The following is a 20,302-nucleotide window of genomic DNA, read 5'->3' on the forward strand; positions in this document are numbered from 1 at the left end:
AATACTATTTTATTAACAGCAGTCCCAATTGTACAAAACTTTTGTAAAATCTAATTTCTTTAAATCTTCTTCATTTATAAAAAAGTTTGCAATACCTGCATCTCCAAACATCAAATCACATTCTTTTTCATAATCAAGCTGAAGAAGTAAAGTATTAAAACTATTTAATTCTTCTTCATCTCTTGGATCATCTTGAGTAAAAGTAGCATATCCTCCCATTTTACATCCATCAATGTTTAATTTCTCCATATAATCATCATCTTCTTCATCTGTTAAACTTATATCCTTGTACGCATTGTTAAATCTATATTCTCCCCAAGGTATAGGCATATATTCTAATGAAAAGTTCATTTTACCTTCGCTGCTAAAAGGCATGTACCAATCTTCTTCTAAGTCTCCTAAAAATGAAAAATCCTTTATTAAATTGTCTTCATTTTTTTCAACCTTAGGTATATATATTACTCTAAATGTATCCTGTACACATGGTTCACTAAGTCCATACATATCATCAGCAAGTATGAAAAATTGTAGTATACCTTTTTTAGGAAAATATTCTAAATGGGGAACTTCCTCAAAGTTTATTTGGGCTAATAATCTTAAACTTTCTCCATTAGATGCTTTAGGATATTCCATGCCAATTTCTAAATAAGGATTTCCTCCTAATTTACTTTCCCAAGGTTTGGTTTCTTGTTCTTTTAATTTAATCTTCACATATGGTTTTATAGTTTTTTCTATTTTATTCCTATATTTTTCTAAACTTTCTGGTAATTCTATAATTGAATTTTTCATCATTATTCACCTATCCTTAAATAAAATTTTATTAATCTTCTTCGCAAAAATCACAACTGTCACTTAAAGCATATACTATACCACTTCTATCTTTTATTGCTTCTTTAAAAAATCCTTTTAAAGAATTTATAAATTCAATATCCCCTTCATCAATTGCATCAAAAGAAATCCCTTGCGAATTAAGTTCTTTTTCTATACTTCTACATATGCTTAATACATCTAAATGCTCTAAATCAGAAATTACTCTTTCTATGTTTTCTACTGACATATATCTTAAGCAAAGATTATCATGATTTACAAAACTACTTGCTATCATTTCAATTTCTTCTTTATTTTCCGGCGCTATACCCCACATCTGAACTACTCTTTCTGCAATTTGTTCTTTTGCCTGATTTTCTATTCCAAGTTCAGTCTCCCAGTCACTATATGTATAATTGAAATCACTCCCTCCAAATAATAAAGCATGAACAGCTCTTTCTTTTTTATATTCCTTATCATCCTGATAATTCTTAATATAATAGTCCTCGCGAAAAATTTCACTTATAGTGTAGTCGCTGATCTCATACTTAATTAATTCTTCACAATTAATATCACCATTTATGATATTAACTAACTTATTTTGTCCCTCCATAGAATTCATGTATTCTTTTTTAACTTTAATAACTTTTACGCTTTCTATTTCCATTTTTATCTCCTCTGCTTAACAATTATGTATTATCTTCACTGAATTATGGATTCATAATTATATCCAACATTTTTTCAGTGTTATTTACAAATTGCTTCATAACTTGAAAATGCTCAGTATCTTTATATCCTACTTTTCTAAATTCACCTTTTAATTCATATATTAGTGAATCAGGATAAGCCATTATTATAGGAGAATGAGTTGCAATTATAAATTGTGAACCCTGCTGAACTAATTCATGTATTCTTGCAAGCATAGTCATCTGTCTTGATGGTGATAAAGCTGCTTCAGGCTCATCTAAAATATATAAGCTATTTCCCCTAAATTTATTGATCAATAATGATAAAAAAGCTTCTCCATGAGATTGTTCATGAAGTGAAACTCCTCCATATGAATCTATAATTTTAGGCATATCACCTTCTCTATCCAACTCTTCTATATTAGTTGCAACATTATAAAAACTTTCTGCTCTAAGAAAAAATCCATCTTCTGGACGTTTAACACCTTTTACCAACCTTAAATACTTATATAATTCCGAATGAGTATTCATTGTGGAAAAGGTAAAGTTTTTTGTTCCTCCCTCAGGATTAAAGCCGCAAGCTGTCGCTATTGCTTCAAGTATGGTTGATTTACCAGTTCCATTTTCACCTACAATAAATGTTACTTTTGGGTGAAAATCTAAAGTATTTAAATTTTTCACTGCCTCTAAAGAAAATGGGTATATATCAAATGAATCTACATCTTCCCTACATAACCTAACTGTTCTTAAATATTGATTTAATTTAAACTTTTCCATTCGTAAATCTTTCCTCCAATCTATTTAGAGAAATTGATATTGGGTTTAACATCCACTTTATTTAACAATTATGTGTAACTTCTAATTTGTTATTTTCATGTATAGTTCCATAAGTGGCACAAAACAATAATCCTCCACATACTTCACTGCTAACTTGAAAATGTATTTTCTCTTCATAAGTATCAAGGCTGTCAGCTTCAATTGTAGCTACAAGCTTTTTAAAATCAAGCATTGGCAAATATTTATCTACAATTTCATAACTTGTTAAATTGTCCTTATTGGTATACGCATTGTATTCCTGTATTTTTTTATAAACTGGACTTGGATTATTTAAGTCATGAATTACTTTTCCATTTTCATCTTCAAACTTTTTCATTTCCTCTTCAACTATATAATCTGGATATTTTTTATTGCTTTTATCTCTAAATCCAAACTCCCAAAAAGGATATTCTATATCACATAAATGAGTTATAATCCACATTAAGAATTGCTCATTTATATACTTCACATCAGCTTCTAACTCTTTAAACCTCTCACCATAGTATTTTGAAATCTTTGATAATTTCTCTTCTTCAACCATGTTTTCTGTTACTCCTGCTGTATCACAGCCATATAAATCTATAGAAATATCCTTAAATTTCCCCATAACACCTAAATCAACAATCTTATCCCAAAACACTTCTTGTTCGTCTTCACTAATTTTAAGCATAAAATCATCTCCTAATCGTTTATTCTTCTTCCTCTATATATTTGATTATTTGCTAAATAAAATCTTCTATATGTTCTTTATATTCTTTCACTATTTTTCCACTATTAAGTTTTCTAAAGATTTCTATTGAATCTTCTTCATCTAAATACTCAGGCATCATAAAATTAATAAAGAAATCTTCATTACACTTATTTTGAAAAAGTCCTTCATCCTTTATTTCTATTAATGCTTGTACACATGTATCGAAAATTTTTTCTCTGTATTCCTCAAAAAATTCTGTGTATATGCATGTTTCCGAATCGCTTATTTCATCTTCATTATTTTCTTGAAATTCTACTAACATATTTCTAAGCTTCTGAAATTCGTCATCTGCAGCATCCCATATTTCCCATTCCTGTTCACAAAATTTATAATAATAGCTATCTTCTTCATCTTCTATTTGTTCCTCTAATGACTCCTTTGTATTTGCCACAACTCCTATAGATCTAGCAGCCGAATCACAAGTTAGTGAAAATGCATATACTGTAGAATCTTTATATTCCTCCATAATTTCTAAAAAAGCTTTCTTTACAGCAAGAATAACCCCTTCTTTAAATTTTTGAAAATTAAATTCTGATTGCATTAAATTTATCCTCCATCAACTTTATATTCTTTTATTTGCTTACATTAATAATAAAATTATTCGTAGATTCTGATATTTTTATTGCATAATCTTTCTGAGCTTTATCAATAATTTTTAACACGTTTATAATTTATAAAACCATTTTCTATTTGTAATTAATATTTCTTCAATATACTTATAGATTTTTGTTTCATTCTTAGTAATCCAATGGTCAATTTCAGACATTACTTCTTCATTATTATAATTGTTTATACCTGCACTATATTTGCTTAGAATTTCACTTTCATTTTTGGCTTTTAAATTCTTAATTAATATTTGTTTAGAGTCAATATTCAGCACCTCATAATATGTCCAAACTCCTGATCTATCAGACATTGCTTGCCAATTCATAATTTCACTTAATTCAATAATCCACTGCAGCGAAGGATCTTTGCATTTCTCAAATTCTGCATACATCTCATTACCATCCTTTATCTACATACAATTAAAGCTGCATCTTTAAAATCACAGTATCATAGTTGCCTTTCCATATTCACTATCATCTGCAAAAATTCTATAAAATTATCTGCAGCTGCATCTACTTCTTCAAATTCTGGTTCACATCCATAAACTATTGTTCCATTTTCACTTTCCATATCTATAGCGTAAAAAGAATAGCCATTATCTACCGATATCAATATTGGAAAATATCTATTCCACCAGTTTTTAATTTCATTTTTCCATTCACTATCATCCCCTGCAGCCTCTAAGCTTAAGATTTCAAACTCATTCCATTTAAATACAATATCTGATTTTCCATCATATTCTTCTTCACATAGAAACCAACTTTTTTCATTAGATGATATACACTGTTTTACTTGCTTAAGAAATTCAAAATATTCATAAGGTATTGCCTTATATCTTTCTCTTACTTCATTAGATAGATTTACATCACATTTTTCATTTTCTTTTATGTTCCAGCAGCTTGCTTTAGCCCATTCTATAAATTCTTTAATACTAATCAATATCTACACCTCTAGCATTTTATCATTCCAATCATCCCATGCTTCAGTGAAAGATAACACAACAGTGTATTTATCACTATCCTCACCAGCATATATGAACCAATTAATATCTCTAATTTTTTTAGGAAACTCTCAACTTTTTCTTTCATAATGTCCTTATCCATTTTTTCTTCTTACTGTTTATCTTTTGATCATGTCATATGATAGTGCAGGAAATATTATATATAATAACTATCTCATTAAGAAAATTTGAGGCTATTCTTTAAAAAGTTGTGGAACTCCTTGCCACATTAATTCAGGCATTTCATCTACTTTATTTAAATATACATATATTTCTTGATCATCACCATAAATTCCCGACTCTGGCAGCTTTGTATTCAAAGTAATATGATATATTCCATCTTCTAACTTGATTTGCTGATCCTCTGGACATTCTGAATCCCAGTCCGATAGCCAAAACAAATCTATCATGCACAGCCTCCCTCCATCTATTACAATAGCTAAACGAATACTAATTGGATACTGCTCATCAATTTCATCGCTAGGATAACCATCCCTAAATTTTAATATATAGTCTCCTCCGCTGCCTGTACAAAAACCAACAATATCACCTTTTCTTATATGCCCAGCTACTTGATCTGGTTTTGCATATTCATTTTCAAAGAAATCTTCTCCTTCTTTAATATTTTTAACTGCTCCATCAGAATAAAAAACTATACCCATTCCATCTATTGAAAGGTTTATATCAAAATTAATTTTTTCCTTATTCATATAACTTGTCCTCCTATATCAAATCTTTTGAATCTTTACATTTCACATTTATGTGTAACTCCAGCAAAAAAACAATCCATAAATTCTTTAAAATCACCAAAAATTGTTTCTCCTAATTCTTCTAACTCTTCTCTAGTTTCACAATTATAATATTCTTCGTGATCAAGCCATACAAGCTTATAGTTATTATGTACATCAAAACAAATAGGACCCCATCCATTAAAATCTCCTATAGGTATATATCCAAATTCTATTATCTCTTCACATTCTTTATAAACATTTTCTATAACCTGCAGTGGCTTATTTGATGGTTGAGTCAGAATATCAACATAAACCTCCTTGACATCCTCACAATGGAAATCATCTAAAACTCCATCTAGTTCTTCAAACATATGAAAATATGTAGAAATAAATGCTTTATATAGAGATGGTAATTTCACATTGAATTCTTTCTCTAATTTAAGAATATCTTCTTCTGACACATTTGATTCTAACAGCACCCATTTATTTGCATCATTGCTATCCTCCATATTTTCTGGAACAATAGATTCTCCATCATCATCAAACATTTCTTCTATTTCAAATTTTTCGGGATGATTTTCAGTTAAGATTTCAAAGTATTTTTTTATAACTTCCTTTTCTTCTTTAATCATTTTCCACCTCGTAAAATTACTTTTTTCTTATGAATTCCTTGTATTTTTTATTTTCTTTTCCTCTAAATAAATATCCCTCAGATTTAGCATCTGCTATATAGAATAACTGCTTAGCTAGTTTCATTTCTCCTTGTTCATATGCTAACTTGCCTGCGATAAATTCTCTCTTGCCATCATCTACTCGTTTTAGCCCCGTAACAAATAATAAACTAATATATTTATTTGCTAAATCAAATTTTTTTGCTGCGGTACATATTTCTATAAAATCTTCAATTAATAGATAAAATAAATCTTGTTCAACCTTGGGTTCAGGAAACCATTCCCACACTTTCCAAATTAATTTTAGTGCTCCATCAATGTCTCCTTCTTCAAACAAGTCCATATATTCAAATTTATCTTTAAAAAATTTATCTTCCATTTTCTTTATTGCTTTCCTGTCTTCTGAAGTTTTATTTTTTACTGATTTTTTGTTTTCAGTAACTTTTTCTTTTGATGACTTCCCATTACTATCCTTTGATACTAATTCTTCTATCAATTGAAAATACTTCTTATTGTCATCACAAAACAAATTCGTGCCGTCCATCATATAGGTTCTTATAAAGTACTCTTTGGCTCTTTCAAAATCATTTTGTATATAAAAGCATTTTCCTAGATTGAATAATATGTACGGATTTGATATTCCATCTGTGCAATTCATAGCATCAAAGTAATAATTTTTAGCATCACTATAATTTCCTTGTAAAAGTCTTATGTCTCCCATGGATACAAGAATTAATGATGATATATCATATTCCTCTATATTTTCTGGTATCATATGGAAAGCTTTTTCATATTTATTAAATGCTTTTTCATATTCACATTTTTCTTCATTTCTTTCCCCTTGCTTATATAACTTCATTATTTTATCATATATATCTTTTTCTAACTCCATATGCTATTACCACCTTCTCTTTCACTTTTCTTATGAGTTTTAGCATTTTTTATATACTAAAAATCTATGTATTCCTCACCTTATCCAGCTAGTCCATTAACTGATATTTTATAGTCGTCTGTTATTGTAACTTCCATTGAATGACCTGCAAAATAATCTGGTTTTGTATCTATAAATGCTTCTATCATTATTCTAGAATCCATTATTTCCTTATCTTCATCTATTCTTATTGACATACTATTAAAATATAGGGATTGGAAAAACTCTTCTTCACTAATTGGCAATCTAAAAATGTCCTCACCATCTACATACACTTTTTCTCCATCAATTATCTCCTCATCTGAACTTTCAGCCCACTCTTCTGCAAGTCCAATCATATCATCCTTAACAAGAGCATCAAAAACTGATTTTTTACTATTTTCAAGCCATGTCAAATACTTTTTAAATTCATCAATGTAGTTTTTTATCTTATCATCATCAAAAGTATCCTCATCTTCAAGGCTTATTTCCAAGGATACTGACATATAGTTATCCCAAATTACGGTATTAACCTCACATTCAGCTGAACCTATATTATTATTTATTTTAAAATCTTCCACTTTAATATCTAGATTTTCAATACTTAAATTCTTGCTTAACTCGGATTTGTAACCATTGCCTTTAAACAAAGATATGTACTTATTTCTGAAAAAATAAGCTCTTGAGTCACTTGGATCTAACTTTATAGATTTATCTAAGTCCATTAAAGCTTTTTCATATTCCTTCATTTTTACATAACAGTAACCTCTAAAGTAATAGCCTTCAGCATAATTGTTATCTATATTTAAAACCTTATTAAAATATGGTTCTGCTTTTTCATACTCTCCATTATTTAAAAATTCTAATCCTTTTTCTACTACACTCTCTGTGTTTTTATCCATTATTGTCCTCCTAAATTTTGATTTTCAAAATTTTCCATTGTGTTAATCCCACCATACTCCAAATACTCTAAATCCATTTTTTAATTCCAATGTTTGTATCAATCCACATTCTTTACAATCAACTTTCCATACTTCGCTTGGAAATCCATATCCAAACCATTTGTATATATCATCTTCATTTGCAGTAGTAGAAATATATATGGTATCAGAATATGGCCACTCCTCATCTATATCACAAATTAATATCCAAACCTCGAAAACATTTTCCTTTAGCTTTATGCCTTTTAGTATTTCATAAAATTCATGTACATCTAGATTTTCAGTACATGCATTAGCAGCAAATGATCCTGCTGCATTGTTGCCTTCAAAAAAATCTTCTATAGAAACTAAAATATCCATACTATATGGAGGTTTAAAACCTCCTTGTTTTTCTATTTTTTCTAAAAGGTCTTTCTTCACTCTAAACACCACTCTCTAAAGTTTCCCAATACTCCATTCCAAAATTGCATGTTATCTTCATCATCATTAATAATTACTTTTCTATCTATCAAACTAAGTTCTTTTTCAGCCTTTTCAAATAACGCTTCAATTTCTTCTACATTTTCCTCTTCTTTAAGCTTAAGAATTTCATTTTTCATTTTCTTAAAATAATTCATACTCTCATGAAATTTAGAAAAAGAAGAATTAACAAAGTATGTTACAACTTCTTCTATAACTTCATGTTCAAGTTCATAAATTTCTCCTGTAACTTCCTGTATCGCTATCAAATTACCACTATCTAAGTTGTCCGCAACAACATAATATGATCTGAATTTCTCAAGATCTTTTAAAAATTCTGATACAAATTTTTCATCTAAATTCGTTACTGTACTATCATTTATCTTTGTCCACTCAACCACATCACATAAAACTCCATGTTCTTTATTGAAAAATTTAATATTTATATCTTGAAATTCATCCTTTTCAATTTTTGTTTTTAGTAAAAAATCCTTTGTCTCTTGTGGAAGTTTTAAATTCATAATAATATCTCTCATGATTTCTTTCCTTTCTTCACTTTCCCTAATTTTTAGTTTATTTCTAACCACTGAAAGTTGATTTATATAGAAATATGCATATCTTATTAACAACTTTCAATAATAAACTTTAAACTACCATTTTTCATATTTATAAAGAAAAATCCCATTCCTGCATCACCGAAATTAAGTTCAAAGGGAACAGTAGTAGCATCTAATTGCAGCAATAACTTCCATGTATCTTCTTCTGGAAGATCATCACAACTCATGAAAAGAGGTGTTCCTCCTATTTTATTTCCATTCAATACCTCACCATAATCTTCTGGAGTATCTTCAAAAACGAGTTCATCACCTACAAAATAAGGTTCTTGATGTACAAAATTATAATCTTGTCCTAATGTCAAGTTAACTGTAAACTCACACTTTACACTAGATAAAAATATATCACTTGCTCTTTTCTTTACCATTTTACAAATACTTGGACCATCACTTTTCTCTTTTGTAATTACTTTTATTTCTGATGGCTGACATATTAAAACATAATTATTCCATCCCTTTGAAACAAATAAATAAGCCATTTTAAGTTCACTATCACCAAATATTTCAGGGTTAAGTTCTATTTGACATATGAACTTCATTGGTTTGCCACTTTCTTCATCTATAGGCCACTGAGCCTTATCTATCCAAACTGGTTGTCCACCAAACTTAGTTATTGGCTTTTCTACTTTTTTCTTTTCTTCAATAAATTCTATTGTATACTTTTTAATCATGTATTTTCCCCTTATAAATTTCTAATTTCTCTTGTTTCAAAAGCCTTCTCAGCAATTTCCCTTGCACTTGGCTCATGTCCATACTCTTCCACATCATACCAATATATTAAATCTGAAATATTATTATGATGAATGCTTTTTTCTAATAATTCTATATAATAGCATATATAGTTATCTACATCTTCTACTTCTTCAATTCCATCTGGTGATTTAAGTTCAATAATCATTTCTATTATCTTAGCAGTTTCTTCAAGCGTTATATCACTGACTATTGGCGGATTAGGTAAAGATATCTCCTTAGCAAATTCCTCAAGAGACATGGCCCCCATATAATTTTGAAAATCCACAGGCTCGTATGCTTTTTGAACCTTTGAATTAAGTATATCTATCTTATCATTTAAAATTGTCTTTTCATTTTTCTCATAATATTCTTCATAGTATTGTTCAGATAAGTTAGAAATTTCCTCAATAAGCTTCTTTAATTCCTCTACTAACTCATTATTAATTTTAGGTGGCTGCAATTCTTTTCTTAACATCCCTCATCCTCCACTTATTACAAATATATATTTTCACAGTCAAAACTTCATTTTATCAAATTAAATCATCCATTTAGCCTAATAGCCTCAAAGTTCATTTGATTGAAATCTACTTCTAAAATATGATCTCTAATAACTTGATCACCACAATAAATTGTGGCACCATAATCCTGAGATGAATTAAATGTTATATCTGTACTATAAACTTCTATATCATTAAACCATTCATCATAAACCTTTTCTCCAAGTTCACCTTCATAATATGTCTTTAATACTGCCTCACATTGATTTAACCATTTCAGATAAGAATTTATAAGAGATATTATATTTTCTAACAAAGTTTCATTTTTAATATTTATTCTTAATTCCTCAATATCTTCAATCGATTTATTAAAAATTTTCACACATTTATTTACATTAAAACAAATGTATCTATCATCCGTTTCTTCATCATTTCTTATAAAGTCTTTTATTTCTAGCAAATACTATCCCCCCAAAACATTATTATAAATATAATTCTCTAAATTCCATTACGCACCATTCTATATCAAAACTAAAATTCTAAAATCATGTCATACCATTTTGCACCACCATGAACTGATTTAGATACTCCTTTATTTTTGTATCCAAACTTCATATAATAATGAATAAGCCTTTCCTTACAAGTTAAAATAACTCCTTTTCGACCTGATGATCTTGCTGTTTCTATCATATGATTCATTAATTTAGCTGCAATTCCCTGATTACGATATTCTGGTATTACATCCAGTCCAAAAATAGTTTGATAGTGTCCATTTGGAACATGAAGTTTAGAATCTTCAAAAAGCTCATCACATATAACAGTTTCATTTATAATACATCCATTAACAAATCCAATTATTTTATCATTTACTTCTGCTACCAAAAAACTTTCTGGAAATGTTTCTATACGCTGCTTAAAAGACTCTTTTGCAGCAGCTTCTGCTTTTGGAAAGCAAATCCTCTCCACTTCTGCTATTTCATTTAAATCATCTATAGATACCTGTCTAATTTTAATCTCCATACTAATCTTCCTTTCCTTTATACATCAAGTGATTCTTAGACTCAGGTAGAGTTTGCTTGTGAGGAATACCTCTTACATGAGCAAAATCTCGTAAAATGCCATTTACGCATTTTACCCATCTGAGTCTTAGAAGAACTTATCCAGGCGCATAGCAGTGCTTATCCCCCACTTGAAAAAGATGGGGGTATTAGCAATGGTAGCGATCGGATAAACAACGACAAAATACACATACTTCCAATATGAAATATTATTGTATTATTTAACACAATTTTTCCGCTTTCTTAAATACATTTTAGCAAACATAAGTTCTCATATCAAGTTCTTTTTTCCTTTTGTTTATCTATTTTGAAAATCATCCCAAATTTCACTGTTTAAAAATAATATGACATAAGGGTGCAGTTGAAGTTTGAATTTTAACTTCAAGTGTACGCATCTAATTGGATTGTTATATGTAATGTTGGTAATCTAAAATTATATTTATACATAGCATTATGTGTACACGTAATGTACTAAGAAGTAACTTTTAACTGTATGGAGACTGATATATGATGTGAAGGAAGATTCGAACGAATTTTAGAAGTTCTTTGCTTGAGATATTGAAAAATGCCGTAATTTTTGCCAGGAAGGCAAAAGCTCCGAAAGCGACAGGACGTCGCATTTGAGACCAGCTAGTAAAAGTCAATAAGTTTTTATAAAAAATTTTATTAATAAAAATAGGCATCACAAAAAATCCATTAAAAAACACGAATAATGGAAATTGGCTCCTAATTATTTTAGCCGTTAGGCTGCTGGTTTAGATTGCTTATTAAGATACATCTTTGTATGTATTTTAGGGTCACGTAATTCATACTCTTTTTGATTTTTAAGAACAGAGAATATGTAGTTAATTAGCTTATGCATTATTGCAACTAAGCCTACTTTTTTACTTTTACCTTTCATATTCTCAGCATAGAAATTAAGTAAAACTTTATTTATTGGTTCACCGTTTCTACTTTTACGTACAGATGCTAACGCGACAACATATAAAGCTCTTCGGCCTATTCTGGTACCTCGTTTAGACATAACATTTTTGTTACTATTAAACTTACCAGATTGACTAACGGAAGGATCTAAGCCAAAATATGCAACTAAATGCTTAGGTTTAACAAAACCTTTAATATTACCGATTTCGCTCATTATTGTGATTGATGTTAAATCTCCAACACCAGGTATCGAGTAAAGCAGTTGTACATTTTTCTTAAATTCATCAGAAATTCTATTACTGCGCATTAATATATGAATTTCAGCTAATAGGTTCCTAATTTGGATTTCCAATGATTCTATTATTGCAATAGTATTAATTACTTTTACAAATAGACTTGGTGATTTAAGACCAATGTAAGCAGCTTCCTCAGCAGCAGCATATAACTTTTTATATATTTTCTCACTATATACTAGTCCCTTTCTAGAATTGCTTGAGATGAGATTAATAAGTTCAACTCTATCAGCATTTAAAACTGCTTCAGCACTAGAATACTTTTTTAAAACGGCTATTGATGTTTTACTTGTAATACTTGAAAAGACAGATCTATAACCAGGAAAAATGACTCTTAAATCCGTAGAAAGTTTTTTCGTAAATGTAGATTTACTATCAGTAAATTTATAATAGTCTCTACAAAGAGATTTTAAAGTGTAGATTTCAATATCAAAATTAGAAGAATATTTGACATCTTGAAATTTACCTATAGTAGCAATGGTTAATGCATCTTTTTTGTCATTTTTCACTTTTCTTATATCCACATTTTTGTTACAATTAGTAATGAGTGGATTAAGGATACATACTTCAAATGTATCTTTAAGAAAGTGGAAAAGAGTAAGATGGTATACACCAGTAGATTCCATGAAAATGGCTGTTTTCATGCTAAACTCTTCTTCCACTTTTTTTATTTGATCTACTAGGTAATCAAAACCATTTCTATTATGCATAATCTTAAAAGGCTTTCTATAAATTTCACCGTTAGGTGCTAGTATAGCAGCTACTGAAAAATCTGCGGATACATCAATTCCAACTGTTGGTCTATAAAAAAATTTACTCATATACATTATCTCCTTTGTTTGTAAGAGATAGAATAGATATTCCATTTCTATCAGTAATTTTGTAACCTTGTTTGTGACACAGGTAATTCCCAAGGGGAAACCTAACCAGCTAAACACAGAATTCTCACTGATGGAATGACATGCTCAGTCACGGGTAATAATGACTCGATAGAGTCACTTCCCAGGAGGTGTCCATCTATCTTCTATTCAGGAGATATTATACATCAATATTTACTAATTTGGTTTCCCCTTAAGGGAAAATAGAAAACTAAGTTAAAGTAGAAACATACACCCTGTCGGGTAAAAGAATTACGAATAATAAGAAAAAACTGAGTTGTAATATTCACAAATGGTATAGATAGTTTTCTATTGAATGTTATGGCTACATTATACAAGGAGGTAGGCATTTTTCAATATCTCAAGCATTAGAACTTCTTAATGAAGTGAGTTTTCCTTCACAGCATATATCAGCCGGAATACAGTTGAAAGTTACTTCGCTTACATTCGCTTGTGTCGCAATGTGCTTATATCATTACACACCCAATGCTTTAACGATCCAGTCTCCAGTTGGCTGCAAAACCAGTTTTAGCTTCTAAGGCTCTATCTACATCATAAAGTATCTCACTAAAAAATCTTTCTGGTACCTTTGATGGTAAAATAGTGTTTTCTTCTGTTACTTCATCATAAACATAACTTCCTCTTTCCACTGTACTAGCTTTGTAAAAAATCAATTCATAAATCGTAGTTTCTTCATTTTCATATCCAACACCAAGATAATTAAATTCAAGTTCTACTCCAATACCCACTTTTTCATCTTCTTTATAAAACTGATAATAACATCCTCCATCTTGCACAGAACCCCTATACCATCCCATTTTAGTAAGCTTGCCAACTAATGAGAGCCCATTAATTTTAGTACCTGCAAAACGTTCTACAACCTTCATTTTCTTTTCTTCTTCAGTTACTTTATAAGTCTTTCTTTGAAGCTGTGGAAAAGGTTGTACTATTTCATAATCTTCAAATTGTTGTTTCCAGTCTTCTAAAGCTTCTTTATCCATTTCTAAAGGGTGTACAAGTCCTATGTAGACTTCTTCTAACAATTCATATTCTTCTTCATCCTTTGTATTAAAACTGCCATCTTCCATATATCTAAAAGTATTTTTTAACTTTCCATCTTCATAAACTCCCCATACTAAACCAAGAGAAAAATTATGCATAATTGGATTTCTAACAAATAACTTTTCCCAAGCTTTTTTACTCCACAACCTATTTGAAGAAAGAGCCATTTCTAATCTTAAAGTTTGAGTTGAAACTACAGTTTTAATTTGTTTTTTCACTGCTTTAAACTCTGATAAAGCCTCACTAGATTTCAATTCATCATCAGCTTTACCTGGCTTTGGTAATGTCTTCATTGTTTTTCCATTGTTATCTTCAATTTTTAATGAAAAGTCCACTCCTAAGGTTACTGTAAAACTTCTACTTCCATAGTCAAATACTCTTTCCCCTCTTACATTAAAATCCAAATCAGGTATTATTCTATCTGCTAAATCCTCTTCTGTTAATTTAAGCATCTTTGCTGCAGAAATAAAGGCTTCTCCTGCTGCTTTTTTAATTTGCTTATGCTTAAACTTTCTTGATATAGTATCTAAAATCATTAAAGCTTCATCACTACCATTTAATGCCAAAGCTTTTATAGCCTCACAAGCAATTGCACCTCTAGCACTTTTAGACCAAATGTCTATTTGATCTTTTAAAGCATTTACTACATTGAATCCTCCTACAGCTGAAATTAAGGATAAAATCCACTTCTTTTTCGTGTCTGCACCAGCACTAACCCAATTATTCAAAATTTCCAATCCCATTGCATCTAAATCCTGTTTGTTACACTTTTCAATTACCCTTTCAGCAACAAGGTTTTTCTCAACAATATTTTCCAGGGAATATTTGCTTATTAAATAAATTAATACATCCTTTGATATTATTTTTCCATCTTCATACCTTACCTCTGGAAATGTGCTTACCGAAATCCACTCTGGAGAATTATAAGCAGTTTTTTTCAATCTTTCACTGCAATAATTGCTTATACTTTTTGCATTTTCAAGTATTTTATCATCTAAATAGTCTCTATTTATAATATTTAATATCAATACCTTGATTTTTTCATTTTTCTCTTTCTCTGCAAATTTTTTAAGCTCATCTGTAAAATTTCTCATATCAAAGTTTATTAAAATTCTTGCAGCAGCCTCCCTTACTGGAGTTTTTCTACTTTTAAAATTGTTTAATACCATTTCTTTGCAACCTTCATAAGTACTAAGAAGGTTAACTGCTTTATCTCTAATAAGCTTTGAATCATCTGATAAACTTTTTACTAAAATTTCAGAATACTTTCCCTTATCTGCATTAAATAAACCTTCAAGTACAAACTCTTTTGCAACACTTAAACTATCTATAGTATTTATAAGTTCTGTATTTCCCTCATTACATAGCTTTCTTAAATATTCCTTAGCTTTTGTGTTTGAACTTATATCTGCAGCAAGGATTAAATGTCTTTCATTTATACCTATATCTAAAAGTTTTTCAGCAAAGCTTATATAACTCATGGATTGGCTTTCTACTACATTAAATATTACTGAAGAAGCTAAACCATATTTTTCAGTATTAAGTACTAAGTATAAAAATCTATGTATAATTTCTTTAGTTTCGTCTAAAGAATAAATTAGTTTAAAGCAAATATTGTGGTAACGCCATATTGATTCCCCAATTGTTGCTTTTCCCACTTTAGAAATATAATTATCTATAACGTCCTTATTTTCACCATTCATTACATATTGTAAAGTTTTAGCTCTCTCTTTGCGTAGTGCTACATCAAAACCTTTAAAGCTAGCTATATATCCATTTAAAATATTTTCTATGAATTTCTTAGCTTGATTTAAATCTTCATCTTCCTTTGAATTTTTATATATAACTAAAGCAAGGGTAAGAGCTTCAACATCTTGAAAATTAGTCTTACCCATTCTTCTTTTAGTAACAAATTCCAAGCTTTCTCTAAAAACTGATGGCATTTCTTTTATTCTCTGTTCTATCTCTTTAAATACTTTATTATTTTCTTCTTCAATATATAAATTTATTAACCTAAGTACATATAATTTCTTATCAATATCAAACTCTCTTGCAATGTCATAACTTTTAATCTTATTATCATAAGAAGAGATAAAATCCACTAATTCATCAAAAATCATTCTTCTATTAGTACTGTTATTAACTGCATCCCTAACAACTTCTCGTAATATCTCACTCTTACTACGTACATAAGCTAAAATCTGAATTATAGCTGTTTGTTTGTCTCTTAAATATTTATTTATATCATCTGCATTTTCTAAATGATGCTTTATAAATTCTTCTCCATCTTCAGGAAGCTCGCAAGAATTTTTAATAGCAAAAGCAGCTAAAACTACCTTCACAAAGCCATCTTCTGTTTCTAAAAAAGCCTTTGAAAGTATTTCTCTATCTTCATTTATCATTTCTTCAACAATTGGTATTATTATATCAATAGAATTTGGACAAGTTCTTATAAGCCATACTAATATTCTTTCTTTGTTATCCATAGGTTTTAAATAATCAACAAACTTAGGAATAGAAAAGAATCTATTATATACTATTTTAAAGAAGCTTTCCTGTCCTATTGCCCAAAACACCTTTAAAATTCTCTTAAAGACTTCTTCATTATCCATAAATCCATCTACTAATTTCCAAAAATCTTTTCTTATATTGTAGTTTCCTCTAAATGTATTTTCTATGTTATACTTATGAATTTTATTTAAATCTAAATTATCATCACCATTTTCAATATATTCCTTAAGTTTAATTATTTCTTCCTTTTCTAAAGTACAATTACAAAGTTTAACTCTTAATAAATTTAATAATTCTTCCATATGTATTCACCTTTCCTATTTGGGTTTATTCCCATATGTAAATATTTTAATTATATTTTACCAAAAATGCCACACTTTTTTAATATTTAAATTAATTTAATTAAAATATTTAATAACTTTTTAAACAATCTAAATTTTTTTTGATGTTCACAAGTATATGTTTAGACATAAAAAAATAGATAGACTCAAAAGCCTATCCATTAAACAACAACTTCAAATATATTCTTATCTGATGATTCAACCCATTTCTATGAACTTTTTATCCATGCCAGATTTTAAATCGCTCTAATATATCTTTTAATTCATAATCCACTGAATACGCTGACAATCAATAAACCTGGTACTTTTACCTGTTTCCATATCCATAATATAAGTTTTACCAACCTTCCCTTTAATAAGTCCCTCTATCAAAGTTCCAATGGGAGTTAGATGCTCCATAGAAAAATATACAAGATACTTTCCATTTGGAGAAAAACCAATGGGTGAATAACCTGTAAACTTTTCATCATACATACCATTAAATTTTAGTAAACATTTTTCTTGTCCATCTTTCTCTATATAAATAGAACCCTTCTTTTTAATAGCCTTTACATCAGCAACTTCATTTTTTATATAATCAGTGTCAATCCTTGTTAACTGCTTAGAACTTTCCAAACCTAATTTGCTTATATACTTAACATCCTTATCACCATTTTTAATAGAAAATAAACTCCAATCACCATTATTCATAGCTTCAAAACTTATATTCCCACTTTTTATGTCATAGTAAAAATCATTGATATTATCATTATATCCTCCATCAGTGAGCTTACCTCTACCTTTATGGCTATATACAAGTTGCTCTTTTTGTGAATTGGTATCAAATTTATACAAGTTTAATATTCCATCTACTCTTTTTGTGTAATAAATTTGTCCTGTTAACTTTGTAATTATATCTGAATTAACTTTGTCTTTTAAACTTATGTAAATTTTATTTCCAAAAAAAATAAGCATTATTATGGTTGTAAAAATCAATAATTTCTTTTTCAATTTTGAAATCATTCTACTTTTCACCTATACAACAAAGCCAATTTTTCTCTTCCACCAAATCTATTTTTATATTGCTGTAACCAGCCATTTCTACTATATCTTTAAGTTCCTCAGGTGTATATATTTTCATATTCGATACAGAAACAAATTCATCGTTTCTCTCTTTAAATTTTTCACTCCAATACATTTCACATATTATAACAAGCTTTCCTGAAGGCTTTAAAACTCTTTTTACTTCTTTAAGATTTTGAAGCAAATCAGGCCAAAAATAAATAGTTTCCACTGCAGATATAACATCAAATTTATTATCTTCAAAAGGAATTTTTTCTACACTAGCATTAATAATTTCTACTCTGCCATCCTTTATCAATTCTTCATTATAATCTTTTGACCATTTTACACAATCCATTGAATAATCTATACCAAAAACTTTGCCTTCTTTTGCTATAGCAGCCAATCTATTTACTGTTCTTCCTCCGCCGCAGCCAATATCCAATATAGTATCCTTAGGATTTATATTTATCTTTTCAAGACCCCATCCAGTTAATTCAAAATGTGATTTATTCATATCATCTGCTACAATCTTTCCTAATTCACCATTAGGCTTCATGCATTGATTTAATCTTTTTGCAATTTCACTCATAATATTCCACCTTTCCATAATAATCATATGTTCATTATACACTTTTCTTAATGCAATATCTTCTTTTGTTTTAATCTGATATACTTTTTAAATATCTGCATAGTACCTTAACCGTTTCATTTAAAATACGTTCTCTTTCAATAAAATGCAATTACACTTGACTTCGCTTTGATGATAAAGAAAAAACTACAAAAAACCAAACAACATTTACAATTAATGATGTAATACAAATAGCTCCTATTAACGGATATAATGAACTTTTAGTAAGTGAGTTGGAAATAAGTACTATTATTGAAAAATCTGCTAACATTCCAACAACTAAAAAAGCTGCTATTACAAATTTCATTACATCTACTCCTAATGCATAAACAATCAAAGGTAATATATAAAGTAATGAAATAATACCTATAGCTGACCACATACCAATAGAATTAAATTTATTAGCATTAGGTCCAGAGTTAGCAAGTGGTGAAATAGAGCTTATACCTACTAGTAAACAAAAAAGTGCTGTAGATACTAATGTTATAAGTATAATTTTACACTTGTTTTTTTGTTTTATCATTATATTAACTTCCCTTCTTCATTCTATATTCATCTTATTCCACCAGAAAACAAATTGTCAATTTTATTATATTATTTATGATACAATGGAAAGATAAATGACATTGCTTTGAGAGGTGTATCAAATGTACAATATAATGATAATTGAAGATGATAAAAAACTGGACAATCTTATAAGAAATCACCTGCAAAAGTATGGATATAAAACTTATTCTGTAGATGACTTTTCTAATATAAAAAATGAGTTTATAAAAAACAATCCTCATCTTGTTCTCATGGACATTAACTTGCCTTTATATGATGGCTTTTACTGGTGCAGAGATATAAGAACAATATCAAATGTTCCTATAATATTTCTTTCAGCTAGAAATTCTGATATGGATCAAGTTATGGCTATTGAAAATGGAGGGGATGATTATATAACCAAGCCTTTTTCCTATGATGTGCTCATTGCAAAGATAAAAGGAGTTATAAGAAGAGTTTATGGAAGTTACTCAGAAAATAGCCTTAGTGAAGTGTTTGAATCAAATGGACTTTTTTTATATTTAAATCAAAATGTAGTAGAATATAAAAGTAAAAAAGTAGAGCTTAGTAAAAAAGAATTCCAACTTCTATATTCTCTTCTTAAAAATGAAAATAAAATTGTTTCCAGAGAAAGCTTACTGGAGATTTTATGGAATGATGTAGATTTTGTTGATGACAATACCCTGTCTGTTAACATGACTCGCGTAAGAAAAAGACTTGAGGAAATTGGAATTACCAATGTAATTGAAACCAAACGTGGACAAGGTTATAAAATAGTATCAAATTGGTAAAACAA

Annotated in this window: 23 protein-coding genes; 1 reads left to right on the forward strand and 22 read right to left on the reverse strand. The window is 29.0% G+C overall.

The annotated features are described in order from the left end of the window. Positions 1-12: 12 nt before the first annotated feature. From Ccar_RS09400 to Ccar_RS09505, 22 genes are all read right to left on the reverse strand, one after another. Entirely contained in the window at positions 13-789 is a 777-nt protein-coding gene (locus Ccar_RS09400; protein ID WP_007064628.1) for a YwqG family protein, read from the reverse strand. 31 nt (positions 790-820) lie between these two features. Further along, on the reverse strand, positions 821-1,474 hold the full coding sequence (locus Ccar_RS09405; protein ID WP_007060322.1) for a hypothetical protein: 654 nt from the start codon (positions 1,472-1,474) through the stop codon (positions 821-823). A gap of 43 nt (positions 1,475-1,517) precedes the next feature. Continuing rightward, positions 1,518-2,270, reverse strand: a complete 753-nt coding sequence (locus Ccar_RS09410) for an AAA family ATPase (protein WP_007060321.1) — start codon at positions 2,268-2,270, stop codon at positions 1,518-1,520. A 61-nt stretch (positions 2,271-2,331) separates the two neighbouring features. Then, on the reverse strand, positions 2,332-2,979 hold the full coding sequence (locus Ccar_RS09415) for a hypothetical protein (RefSeq protein ID WP_007060320.1): 648 nt from the start codon (positions 2,977-2,979) through the stop codon (positions 2,332-2,334). 52 nt (positions 2,980-3,031) lie between these two features. Then, positions 3,032-3,601 (reverse strand): DUF4303 domain-containing protein, encoded by a 570-nt coding sequence (locus Ccar_RS09420; RefSeq protein ID WP_007060319.1) that lies wholly within the window; start codon positions 3,599-3,601, stop codon positions 3,032-3,034. Between the two features lie 123 nt (positions 3,602-3,724). Beyond that, on the reverse strand, positions 3,725-4,057 hold the full coding sequence (locus Ccar_RS09425) for a hypothetical protein (protein WP_007064627.1): 333 nt from the start codon (positions 4,055-4,057) through the stop codon (positions 3,725-3,727). Between the two features lie 56 nt (positions 4,058-4,113). Then, positions 4,114-4,605, reverse strand: a complete 492-nt coding sequence (locus Ccar_RS09430) for an SMI1/KNR4 family protein (protein WP_007060317.1) — start codon at positions 4,603-4,605, stop codon at positions 4,114-4,116. A gap of 255 nt (positions 4,606-4,860) precedes the next feature. After that, on the reverse strand, positions 4,861-5,376 hold the full coding sequence (locus Ccar_RS09435) for a hypothetical protein (RefSeq protein ID WP_007060316.1): 516 nt from the start codon (positions 5,374-5,376) through the stop codon (positions 4,861-4,863). A 35-nt stretch (positions 5,377-5,411) separates the two neighbouring features. Further along, complete coding sequence (locus tag Ccar_RS09440) at positions 5,412-6,029, reverse strand: SMI1/KNR4 family protein (RefSeq protein ID WP_007060315.1); 618 nt, start codon at positions 6,027-6,029, stop codon at positions 5,412-5,414. Positions 6,030-6,045: 16 nt separating this feature from the next. Continuing rightward, a complete protein-coding gene (locus tag Ccar_RS09445) occupies positions 6,046-6,960 on the reverse strand; it encodes a tetratricopeptide repeat protein (RefSeq protein WP_007060314.1) in 915 nt (304 codons plus the stop codon). Positions 6,961-7,040: 80 nt separating this feature from the next. Beyond that, on the reverse strand, positions 7,041-7,880 hold the full coding sequence (locus tag Ccar_RS09450) for a tetratricopeptide repeat protein (protein WP_007060313.1): 840 nt from the start codon (positions 7,878-7,880) through the stop codon (positions 7,041-7,043). A gap of 42 nt (positions 7,881-7,922) precedes the next feature. Then, complete coding sequence (locus Ccar_RS09455; protein ID WP_007060312.1) at positions 7,923-8,339, reverse strand: hypothetical protein; 417 nt, start codon at positions 8,337-8,339, stop codon at positions 7,923-7,925. Further along, positions 8,336-8,914, reverse strand: a complete 579-nt coding sequence (locus Ccar_RS09460; protein WP_237737325.1) for an SUKH-4 family immunity protein — start codon at positions 8,912-8,914, stop codon at positions 8,336-8,338. The genes Ccar_RS09455 and Ccar_RS09460 overlap by 4 nt, the downstream gene beginning before the upstream one ends. Before the next feature lie 86 nt (positions 8,915-9,000). After that, positions 9,001-9,663, reverse strand: a complete 663-nt coding sequence (locus Ccar_RS09465; protein WP_007060310.1) for a DUF1963 domain-containing protein — start codon at positions 9,661-9,663, stop codon at positions 9,001-9,003. An 11-nt stretch (positions 9,664-9,674) separates the two neighbouring features. Then, positions 9,675-10,199, reverse strand: a complete 525-nt coding sequence (locus Ccar_RS09470) for a hypothetical protein (RefSeq protein ID WP_007060309.1) — start codon at positions 10,197-10,199, stop codon at positions 9,675-9,677. Between the two features lie 65 nt (positions 10,200-10,264). Beyond that, entirely contained in the window at positions 10,265-10,681 is a 417-nt protein-coding gene (locus Ccar_RS09475) for a hypothetical protein (protein WP_007060308.1), read from the reverse strand. Positions 10,682-10,752: 71 nt separating this feature from the next. After that, positions 10,753-11,241, reverse strand: coding sequence for a GNAT family N-acetyltransferase (locus tag Ccar_RS09480; RefSeq protein WP_007060307.1), 489 nt, complete (start codon positions 11,239-11,241; stop codon positions 10,753-10,755). A 780-nt stretch (positions 11,242-12,021) separates the two neighbouring features. Then, positions 12,022-13,317, reverse strand: a complete 1,296-nt coding sequence (locus Ccar_RS09485; RefSeq protein WP_007064310.1) for an IS110 family RNA-guided transposase — start codon at positions 13,315-13,317, stop codon at positions 12,022-12,024. Positions 13,318-13,865: 548 nt separating this feature from the next. Continuing rightward, on the reverse strand, positions 13,866-17,249 hold the full coding sequence (locus tag Ccar_RS09490) for a DUF4132 domain-containing protein (protein WP_007063802.1): 3,384 nt from the start codon (positions 17,247-17,249) through the stop codon (positions 13,866-13,868). A gap of 297 nt (positions 17,250-17,546) precedes the next feature. After that, complete coding sequence (locus tag Ccar_RS09495; RefSeq protein WP_007063801.1) at positions 17,547-18,290, reverse strand: hypothetical protein; 744 nt, start codon at positions 18,288-18,290, stop codon at positions 17,547-17,549. A 1-nt stretch (position 18,291) separates the two neighbouring features. After that, positions 18,292-18,921, reverse strand: coding sequence for a class I SAM-dependent methyltransferase (locus Ccar_RS09500; RefSeq protein WP_007063800.1), 630 nt, complete (start codon positions 18,919-18,921; stop codon positions 18,292-18,294). Between the two features lie 151 nt (positions 18,922-19,072). Then, on the reverse strand, positions 19,073-19,483 hold the full coding sequence (locus tag Ccar_RS09505) for a DUF5391 family protein (protein ID WP_007063799.1): 411 nt from the start codon (positions 19,481-19,483) through the stop codon (positions 19,073-19,075). A 124-nt stretch (positions 19,484-19,607) separates the two neighbouring features. On the opposite strand from Ccar_RS09505, the gene Ccar_RS09510 reads away from it, so the two are divergent. Continuing rightward, positions 19,608-20,297, forward strand: a complete 690-nt coding sequence (locus Ccar_RS09510) for a response regulator transcription factor (RefSeq protein WP_007063798.1) — start codon at positions 19,608-19,610, stop codon at positions 20,295-20,297. Positions 20,298-20,302: the final 5 nt, after the last annotated feature.

It is taken from the genome of Clostridium carboxidivorans P7 (assembly GCF_001038625.1).
Taxonomy (GTDB): domain Bacteria; phylum Bacillota; class Clostridia; order Clostridiales; family Clostridiaceae; genus Clostridium_AM; species Clostridium_AM carboxidivorans.

Coding starts and splice junctions, on each gene's coding strand:
- Ccar_RS09400 (WP_007064628.1), bottom strand. CDS start 789: ATGAAAAATTCAATTATAGAATTACCAGAAAGTTTAGAAAAATATAGG.
- Ccar_RS09405 (WP_007060322.1), bottom strand. CDS start 1,474: ATGGAAATAGAAAGCGTAAAAGTTATTAAAGTTAAAAAAGAATACATG.
- Ccar_RS09410 (WP_007060321.1), bottom strand. CDS start 2,270: ATGGAAAAGTTTAAATTAAATCAATATTTAAGAACAGTTAGGTTATGT.
- Ccar_RS09415 (WP_007060320.1), bottom strand. CDS start 2,979: ATGCTTAAAATTAGTGAAGACGAACAAGAAGTGTTTTGGGATAAGATT.
- Ccar_RS09420 (WP_007060319.1), bottom strand. CDS start 3,601: ATGCAATCAGAATTTAATTTTCAAAAATTTAAAGAAGGGGTTATTCTT.
- Ccar_RS09425 (WP_007064627.1), bottom strand. CDS start 4,057: ATGTATGCAGAATTTGAGAAATGCAAAGATCCTTCGCTGCAGTGGATT.
- Ccar_RS09435 (WP_007060316.1), bottom strand. CDS start 5,376: ATGAATAAGGAAAAAATTAATTTTGATATAAACCTTTCAATAGATGGA.
- Ccar_RS09440 (WP_007060315.1), bottom strand. CDS start 6,029: ATGATTAAAGAAGAAAAGGAAGTTATAAAAAAATACTTTGAAATCTTA.
- Ccar_RS09445 (WP_007060314.1), bottom strand. CDS start 6,960: ATGGAGTTAGAAAAAGATATATATGATAAAATAATGAAGTTATATAAG.
- Ccar_RS09450 (WP_007060313.1), bottom strand. CDS start 7,880: ATGGATAAAAACACAGAGAGTGTAGTAGAAAAAGGATTAGAATTTTTA.
- Ccar_RS09460 (WP_237737325.1), bottom strand. CDS start 8,914: ATGAGAGATATTATTATGAATTTAAAACTTCCACAAGAGACAAAGGAT.
- Ccar_RS09465 (WP_007060310.1), bottom strand. CDS start 9,663: ATGATTAAAAAGTATACAATAGAATTTATTGAAGAAAAGAAAAAAGTA.
- Ccar_RS09470 (WP_007060309.1), bottom strand. CDS start 10,199: ATGTTAAGAAAAGAATTGCAGCCACCTAAAATTAATAATGAGTTAGTA.
- Ccar_RS09480 (WP_007060307.1), bottom strand. CDS start 11,241: ATGGAGATTAAAATTAGACAGGTATCTATAGATGATTTAAATGAAATA.
- Ccar_RS09485 (WP_007064310.1), bottom strand. CDS start 13,317: ATGAGTAAATTTTTTTATAGACCAACAGTTGGAATTGATGTATCCGCA.
- Ccar_RS09490 (WP_007063802.1), bottom strand. CDS start 17,249: ATGGAAGAATTATTAAATTTATTAAGAGTTAAACTTTGTAATTGTACT.
- Ccar_RS09495 (WP_007063801.1), bottom strand. CDS start 18,290: ATGATTTCAAAATTGAAAAAGAAATTATTGATTTTTACAACCATAATA.
- Ccar_RS09500 (WP_007063800.1), bottom strand. CDS start 18,921: ATGAGTGAAATTGCAAAAAGATTAAATCAATGCATGAAGCCTAATGGT.
- Ccar_RS09505 (WP_007063799.1), bottom strand. CDS start 19,483: ATGATAAAACAAAAAAACAAGTGTAAAATTATACTTATAACATTAGTA.
- Ccar_RS09510 (WP_007063798.1), top strand. CDS start 19,608: ATGTACAATATAATGATAATTGAAGATGATAAAAAACTGGACAATCTT.